This window comes from Leucobacter sp. BZR 635, assembly GCF_048061935.2.
In the GTDB taxonomy this organism is placed as follows: domain Bacteria; phylum Actinomycetota; class Actinomycetes; order Actinomycetales; family Microbacteriaceae; genus Leucobacter.
Genome location: NZ_JBLUNZ020000006.1, coordinates 1 through 8,309 on the forward strand (window position 1 = coordinate 1; position 8,309 = coordinate 8,309).

At 68.0% G+C, this 8,309-nt stretch carries 7 protein-coding genes; all 7 read left to right on the forward strand.

From position 1 onward, the window contains the following. Positions 1–2,267, forward strand: a 2,267-nt coding sequence (gene ligA / locus ACI1US_RS01185) for an NAD-dependent DNA ligase LigA (protein WP_461637491.1), incomplete at its 5' end; no start/stop codon positions are given. 196 nt (positions 2,268–2,463) lie between these two features. Then, positions 2,464–3,042 carry a DNA-3-methyladenine glycosylase I gene (locus ACI1US_RS01190; RefSeq protein WP_416549711.1) on the forward strand — a complete coding sequence of 193 codons (579 nt, stop codon included), beginning with the start codon at positions 2,464–2,466 and terminating at the stop codon, positions 3,040–3,042. A gap of 2 nt (positions 3,043–3,044) precedes the next feature. Beyond that, positions 3,045–4,001: a linear amide C-N hydrolase gene (locus ACI1US_RS01195; protein ID WP_416549710.1), complete on the forward strand. Its 957-nt coding sequence runs from the start codon at positions 3,045–3,047 to the stop codon at positions 3,999–4,001. A gap of 105 nt (positions 4,002–4,106) precedes the next feature. Beyond that, complete coding sequence (gene gatC / locus ACI1US_RS01200) at positions 4,107–4,442, forward strand: Asp-tRNA(Asn)/Glu-tRNA(Gln) amidotransferase subunit GatC (RefSeq protein ID WP_416549709.1); 336 nt, start codon at positions 4,107–4,109, stop codon at positions 4,440–4,442. Beyond that, positions 4,442–5,977 (forward strand): Asp-tRNA(Asn)/Glu-tRNA(Gln) amidotransferase subunit GatA, encoded by a 1,536-nt coding sequence (gene gatA, locus ACI1US_RS01205; RefSeq protein ID WP_416549708.1) that lies wholly within the window; start codon positions 4,442–4,444, stop codon positions 5,975–5,977. The genes gatC and gatA overlap by 1 nt, the downstream gene beginning before the upstream one ends. Then, positions 5,977–7,494 carry an Asp-tRNA(Asn)/Glu-tRNA(Gln) amidotransferase subunit GatB gene (gene gatB, locus ACI1US_RS01210; RefSeq protein WP_416549707.1) on the forward strand — a complete coding sequence of 506 codons (1,518 nt, stop codon included), beginning with the start codon at positions 5,977–5,979 and terminating at the stop codon, positions 7,492–7,494. Before gatA ends, gatB begins: the two co-directional genes overlap by 1 nt. A gap of 198 nt (positions 7,495–7,692) precedes the next feature. Next, positions 7,693–8,142, forward strand: coding sequence for a hypothetical protein (locus tag ACI1US_RS01215; RefSeq protein ID WP_461637494.1), 450 nt, complete (start codon positions 7,693–7,695; stop codon positions 8,140–8,142). The last annotated feature ends 167 nt before the right edge of the window (positions 8,143–8,309 follow it).

Sequence of the window (8,309 nt, forward strand, 5' to 3'; positions counted from 1 at the left end):
GCACCGCCTACCATTCGGAGGGCGTGAGCCTGGTCTCCGACGCGGAGTACGACGTGCTGTTCCGGCGGCTCGAGGCGATCGAGCGCGCCTTCCCTGAGCTCGCGGGCCACGACAGTCCAACGCAGGAGGTGGGGGCCGCGCTCGTGTCGGCCGGTTTCCCCGAGCATGAGCACGCCGAGCGACTGCTGAGCCTCGACAATGTGTTCTCGATCGAAGAGTTCCGCGAGTGGGCCGAGAAGGCGCGCGCGGCAGCCGGGCGCGAGGTGCGCTGGCTGTCCGAGCTGAAGATCGACGGGCTCGCAATCAGCCTCGCGTACCGAGGCGGCGTGCTCGAGACCGCGACGACCCGTGGTGACGGCCGCGTTGGCGAGAACATCACTGAGAACCTTGAGTTCATTTCGGTGATCCCGCGCAAGCTCACGGGGGAGGGGATCCCCGAGTTCTTCGAGGCCCGCGGCGAGATCTTCCTCCGCCGAGCGGACTTCGAGTGGCTCAACGAGCGGCAGCACGAGCTGCAGGAAGCCTTCGAACAGGAGCAGCGCGCGAAGGGCGTTCCCGAAGAACGCATCACTACCCGCTACCCCGAGTTTGCGAACGCCCGCAACACCGCGGCGGGGAGCCTGCGGCAGCGCGCCGACAAGAAGACGGCCGCGGAGCTCGAGCTCATGCGCGAGCGCCTGGGCCGGCTGTCGCTCTATGTGCACGGCATCGGGGCGTGGGAGCATCCCTCGTTTGACAGTCAGTCGGCCGCCTACGATCTGCTTGCGGGCTGGGGGCTGCCGGTGTCGCCGCACTCACGCGTCTTCGAGAGCGTCGACGATGTCGCAGATTTCATTGAGGATCGCGGCGCGCACCGCCACAGCATCGACCACGAGATCGACGGCATCGTCGTGAAGATCGATGAGTTTGCGCTGCACGCTGAGCTGGGGGAGACGAGCCGGGCACCTCGCTGGGCAATTGCTTTCAAATACCCACCCGAGGAAGTGCACACGAAGCTCCTCGACATTCGCGTGGGCGTGGGCCGCACCGGGCGCGCGACTCCGTACGCAGTGATGGCACCGGTGAAGGTTGCAGGCTCGACGGTGAGCCAGGCCACGCTGCACAATCAGGAGGTCGTGCAAGCCAAGGGCGTGCGGATCGGTGACACGGTCGTGCTGCGGAAGGCGGGGGATGTGATCCCCGAGATCCTGGGCGCCGTGCTCGAACGCCGCGACGGCAGCGAGGTCGAATGGCAGATGCCTTTGAACTGCCCCGAGTGCGGCACCGAGCTGCGCGCCATGAAAGAGGGCGACATCGACCTGCGCTGCCCGAACGCGCGCGACTGCCCGGCCCAGGTGCGAGGCCGCGTTGAGCACATCGGTTCGCGCGGTGCGCTCGACGTCGAGGTGCTCGGCGAGATCACGGCGGCGGCGCTCACGCAGCCCGAGGTTCCCGAGGCTCCGCCGCTCGAAACGGAGGCGGGGCTGTTCGACCTGACGCTTGAACAGCTCGTGCCCATCGAGGTCATCGTGCGTGACGCCGAGACGGGCGAGCAGAAGACCGACCCCGACACCGGTGAGTTTGTGCGCCGCGCCCCGTTCCAGCGGGTGACCCTCGCGTACCCGCCCGAGGCTGCGGGGATGTCGCCCGCTGATCGCCGCAAGGCCGGTCTGCGCAAGAACCACCGCGTCGTTTCTCCGTCAAAGGACGCCGAGACGTTCCTCGCCGAGCTCGAGAAGGCGAAGACCAAGCCGCTCTGGCGGCTGCTCGTCTCGCTGAACATCCGGCACGTCGGGCCCGTCGCGGCCCGCGCCCTCGCCGACTGGTTCGGCTCGCTCGACGCGATCCGTGCCGCGAGCGCAGAGGAGCTCGCGGAGGTCGAAGGCGTTGGATCGATCATCGCCGAGTCACTCCTCGCCTGGTTCGAGACCGACTGGCACGTCGAGATTGTCGATCGCTGGGCCGCCGCCGGGGTGCAGTGGGCGACGCCCGGGCACGCGGGGCCCGGTGCCGCAGTGAGCGCCGAGGGCGTGCTCTCAGGGCTCACGATTGTGGCGACCGGTTCGCTCGACGGGTTCACCCGCGACGGCGCGAAGGAAGCAATCATCCAGGCCGGCGGTAAGGCCGCCTCGAGCGTCTCGAAGAAGACGGATTTCGTCGCAGCTGGCCCGGGAGCCGGATCGAAGCTCGCGAAGGCCGAGGAGCTCGGCATTCCAGTGCTCGATGCGGCGGGCTTCGCGATCCTCGTCACCGAGGGCCCCGCGGGGCTGCCGGGTGCGGAGGGGTAGTTTCACCCCAGCTCAGAAAAGCTCGGATTCGGGGCTGACTTATCCACAAAAGCGATGGGTCGACGCACGCCGCTGCTCCTCCCGACTAACCTGAAAATGCGCCCACCGACCACCACGTGCCCGTGAGAAAGGACTCACCGTGACGAAATCGACGACGACGAAGCCGCCGGAGTCTCCCATCCGTGCCGCGTGGGCGATGCAAGATCCCTTACTCACCGAGTACTACGACACCGAGTGGGGCATGCCGGTGTACGACGAGCAGGGCCTGTTTGAACGGCTCACACTCGAGGCGTTCCAATCGGGGCTGTCCTGGGTCACCATCCTGCGAAAACGCGAGAACTTTCGCGCCGCGTTCGACGGCTTCGACCCCGCGATCGTCGCCGGGTACGGCGATACCGACGTCGAACGGCTGCTCGCTGACGCCGGAATTATCCGCAACCGGCTGAAGATCGAGGCTGCCGTCGCGAATGCCCGGGCGGTCGTCGCGCTGCACGAAGCAGGCGACACACTGAGCGAACTCATCTGGCGGCATGCCCCGCTCGTGTCGCCGGCACCGACGACCGATGAGGAAGTCCCGAGCACGTCACCCGAGTCAGCAGCGCTCGCGAAGGCCCTCAAGGCGCGGGGATTCAGGTTCGTGGGGCCGACGACGATGTACGCGCTTATGAGCGCAATCGGCGTCGTCGATATCCACCTGGTGAGCAGCCACCGCAGGGGCTGTTCGGGTTTCTGGAATAGTGATGGCACACGACGCGAAACAGCAGCTATGGTGTGACTATGTGCACTCGCTTTCTGTGGTCATCAGTCGGAACACCCGGTGCCGGTAACGTCCTCGTCGGGCGCAGCATGGACTGGTTTGAAGATACCCACACCCAGCTCGCGGTGCGGCCCCGCGGGGCCGAGCGACAGAGCGCGCCCGGCGACCCTGGGTCGTTCACGTGGGTGTCAGAGTTCGGCAGCATCGTCTGCCTGATGTACGGCGAGATCGCCGTCGACGGGCTCAACGAGGCCGGCCTCCAGGTGAGCGGGCTCTATCTCGCCGAGTCCGACTACGGAGTCCGCGACACTGCGCGACCGGGGCTCGCGCTGGCGCAGGCGATCCAGTGCCTCCTCGACCGCTTCGCGAACGTCACCGACGCTGTCGCTTGGCTCACCAGCAGCGGTGTGCAGATCATTCCGCTCGATATCGGCGGCAAGCCGGGAACAGGCCACATTGCGCTTGCCGACCGCAGCGGTGACTCGGCGATCATCGAGTTTGTGGCGGGCGAACTCACCGTGCACCACGGCACCGACTACACCGTGATGGCAAACTCACCGCTCTACGAAGAGCAGCTTGAGCTCGAGCGGCGCTACGCGGGGCTGGGCGGCAACGACCCGCTGCCCGGCGGAACCGACTCGCCAGACCGGTTTGCGCGCGCCGCCTTCTACTCGTCGCGCCTGCCGCACACGACGAGCGGCCGAGAGGCCGCAGCCTATGTGTTCAGCGTGATCCGCAACGCCTCGGCACCCTTTGGCACGGCCGACCCTGTCCGCCCGAACGTCTCCACGACGCGCTGGCGCACGGTCGCAGATCTCACCGCGGGCCGCTACTTCTTCGAGTCGACGACGAACCCGAACGTGGTGTGGGCTGAACTCGCGAGCTTCGACCTCGCGCCGGGCCCCGAGACCCGATTCGACCCGCAATCGTCGCTGGCCGTGAGCGGCGAGGTGAACGCGCAGTTCGCTGCCGCGTAGTTCCCAGACACTTCCGCGGCTCTGGCCGTGACCTGGCTGTCCTTCGAGCCGCCGCTCGCTAGACTGGACAGGTTGAGAACCACTCCCAATCCATGATGGAGCAGCATGCCTGAAACTTCTGCGGCCAATAGCGCCGCGCCCGGCACCGAGATCACGGCGGAGACCGTCGCGCATCTCGCCGGTCTTGCCCGGATCGCGCTGACCGACGCCGAGGTCGAGGGGCTCACCTTTGAGCTCGACTCGATCCTCACGAACATCGCGAAGGTGAGCGAGGTCGCTACCGCTGACGTCCCCGCAACAAGCCACCCGATCCCGCTGAGCAACGTGACCCGCGTCGACGAGATCGCCGACGTGCTGACCCTCGACGAAGCACTCCAGAACGCGCCGGCAACCGCCGATGGCATGTTCCGTGTGTCGTCGATCCTGGGGGAGGAGCAGTAATGAGTGAACTGATTACCCTGACCGCTGCGGATCTCGCAGCAAAGCTGTCCTCGGGCGAGGTCTCCTCGGTCGAGGCGACGCAGGCGCACCTCGACCGGATCGCCGCAACCGACGGCGAACTCAACGCGTTCCTCGCGACCGACAGCGAGGCGTCGCTCGCGGCCGCACGTGCGATCGACGAGCGCCGCGCGGCAGGCGATGCGCTCGGCGAGCTCGCCGGTGTGCCGCTCGCGCTCAAGGACGTGCTCGTCACGACCGACATGCCCGCGACCGCCGGCTCGAAGATGCTTGAGGGCTACCGCTCGCCGTTCGACGCGACCGTGGTCGCGAAGGCGCGCGCTGCCGGCCTCATCAACATCGGCAAGACGAACATGGACGAGTTCGCGATGGGATCCTCCACTGAGGCTTCCGCGTACGGGCCGACCCACAACCCGTGGGCAATCGGCAAAGTGCCGGGCGGCTCGGGCGGCGGCTCAGCCGCGGCCGTGAGCGCGTTCCAGGCACCCCTCGCGCTCGGCAGCGACACCGGTGGCTCGATCCGCCAGCCCGCTGCCCTCACCGGCACCGTCGGCGCGAAGCCCACCTACGGCGGCATCAGCCGCTACGGCGCAATCGCGCTCGCCTCTTCCCTCGATCAGGTCGGGCCGTGCGCGCGAACCGTGCTCGACACGGCGCTGCTGCACGACGTCGTGGCAGGCCACGACCGGCACGACGCGACCTCGCTGAACCACGCCTGGCCGTCGATGGCCGCAGCGGTGCGCGACGGAGCAGACCCCGGGAGCCTCAAGGGGCTGCGCGTCGGCGTCGTCAAGCAGCTGCAGCTGCCAGGCATGCAGGAGGGCGTCAAGGCTCGCTTCGACGAGACCGTCGCGCTGCTCACCGCGCAGGGCGCCGAGGTCGTCGAGATCGACGCACCGCACTTCGAGTACGCGGTCGCCGCCTACTACCTCATCCTCCCGTCGGAGGCCTCGAGCAACCTCGCGAAGTACGACTCGGTGCGCTTTGGCCTCCGCGTCGAGCCGGAAGGCGGTGGCACGATCGAGAGCGTGATGAGCTCGACCCGTGGTGCAGGCTTCGGCCCCGAGGTAAAGCGCCGCATCATCCTCGGCACCTACGCGCTCTCCGCCGGCTACTACGACGCCTACTACGGCAGCGCGCAGAAGGTCCGCACGCTCATCCAGCGCGACTTCGCAGCAGCCTTCAACCAGGTCGACGTCATCGTCTCGCCGACGGCTCCCACCACCGCGTGGAACATCGGGCACGTGAACGAGGACCCGATGCAGGACTACATCAACGACGCGACGACGATCCCCGCGAACCTCGCAGGAATCCCGGGGCTCAGCCTCCCGATCGGCACCGCGAGCGAGGACGGCCTCCCGGTCGGCCTGCAGCTCATGGCGCCCGCGTTCGAGGACGCCCGCCTGTACCGCGCAGCAGCCGCGATCGAAACCCTCATCACCGAGCGCGACGGCAAGCCCTTCTGGGCGCAGTCGCCCTCCCTTGTGTCCGCGACCACCGGAAAGGCGGCAGCGTAATGGCGAAGACGAAGCTTATGGACTTCGACAAGGCGCTCGAACTCTTCGAACCGGTCATCGGCCTCGAGGTGCACGTCGAGCTCAACACCAAGACGAAGATGTTCTCGTCGGCGCCGAACGTGTTCGGCTCCGAGCCGAACACCAACCTCGCGCCCGTCTGCCTCGGTCTGCCGGGCTCACTCCCGGTCGTGAACGAGACCGCGGTAAACTACTCGATCCGCCTCGGTCTCGCGCTCGGCTGCGACATCGCAGAGGTCTCCGGGTTCGCGCGCAAGAACTACTTCTACCCAGACATGGGCAAGAACTACCAGATCTCGCAGTTCGACGACCCCATTGCACACGACGGCTCGGTCGAGATTGAGCTCTCGAGCGGCCGCGTGATCCACGTGCCGATCGAGCGCGCGCACATGGAGGAAGACGCCGGCAAGCTGAACCACGTCGGCGGCTCGACCGGTCGCATCCAGGGCGCCGAGTACTCGCTCGTCGACTACAACCGTGCCGGTGTGCCGCTCGTTGAGATCGTCACGCATCCGATCTTCGGCGGCGAGGCAGATACGCCCGAGATCGCTGCCGTGTACGTGTCGACCATCCGCGACATCGTCGTGTCGCTCGGCATCTCCGACGCGCGCATGGAGCGGGGCAACATCCGCTGCGACGCGAACGTGTCGCTGCGCCCCCGCGGCAACGAGGGTGCCGGCATGAGCGTGCTCGGCACGCGTACCGAGACGAAGAACGTGAACTCGCTGCGCTCGATCGAGCGCGCAGTGCGCTTCGAGATCCAGCGCCAGGCGCAGCTGCTCTCCGAGGGCACCGCGATCACGCAGGAGACCCGTCACTGGCACGAGGACACCGGCGAGACCTCGCCGGGCCGCCCGAAGAGCGACGCCGACGACTACCGGTACTTCCCGGAGCCCGACCTCGCGCCGCTCACGCCGTCGCGCGAGCTCGTCGAGGAGCTGCGGGCCACGCTGCCCGAGCACCCGACGCTGCGCCGCCGCCGGCTCGCGGCCGAGTGGGGCTTCTCGCCGCTCGAGTTCCGCGACGTCGTCAACGGCGGCCTGCTGAACGACATCGAGGCGACCGTTGCAGCTGGCGTGCCCGCGCAGACCGCCCGCAAGTGGTGGACCGGCGAGGTCGCACGTATCGCGAACGAGCGCTCCGCAGTGGCGACCGACCTCATCACGCCCGAGCAGATCGCCTCGGTCGTTGCGCTCGTCGACGCTGGCACGCTGAACGATAAGCTCGCGCGCCAGGTGCTCGCAGGGCTGATCGACGGTGAGGGCACCGCGCAGGAGATCGTCGACGCCCGCGGGCTCGCGATCGTATCTGACGACGGCGCGCTCATCGAGGCCGTTGACGCGGCGCTCGCCGAGCAGCCCGACGTGCTGCAGAAGATCCGCGACGGCAAGGTCCAGGCCGCCGGCGCGATCATCGGCTCCGTCATGAAGGCGATGAAGGGCCAGGCTGACGCCGCCCGCGTGCGCGAGCTCGTGCTCGAGCGCGCAAGCGCCGAGTAGCGAGCGCCAAGCAGCCGGCGTCGGTTAGCAGGCGCTGCACACGCAGTTCCCAAGAGTCGGGCCGGGTGGATCACTGATCCACCCGGCCCGACTTGGTACCTGGGTACCGCTCTGCGGTCCAGCGATCATCCTGCGGGGCCAAGAACAGCGGCACCGGAGGCCGATCCGGCCCGCTGCACGGGCGCATAATCTCGAAGTATGAACAACACGAAACACCTCACTCGACTAGCCCTCGCAACGAGCGGCGCGTTGGCTCTGGGGCTCACGCTCTCAGGCTGCGGCGTCATCGACACCGTCACGAAGTCTGCTGCTGATGCCTGGAGCGTCACCTACGAAGTGACCACCGACAGCGATGCCCCCGCGCAGCTCAGCGACGTGTCTTACCTCGACGCGAAAGACCGCATGACGGAGCAGCACACCGAGCAGGTGTCGCACGCAGCGACGGCGGCCACCGCAGACGGGTCGTTCGCCTGGACCGCAGACACGATCGTCGTCACGGGCGATCCAGCCAGCGTCTCTGCGACACCACCGAAGGGCGTCAGCGCGACCTGCCGCATCCTGCTCGACGGCACTCGGGAGCTCGCGTCTGAGACGGGCGCGCCGGGTGAGGCCGTGCACTGTGAGAGCGTCACGCCCGAGTTCGACTAGCGGCTGCTCCGGCCGCTCCGGCCGCGACGTGCCGGGCACGAGCCGACACCCTCGGTACCCCGACCCCGACCCCGACTCCGACCCCGACCCCGGGCTAGCCGCCCAGACGGCGGTACCGCCTCGCAGCCAACGGGGCGAATATCGCTGTCATCGCGAGCGGAGTGAGC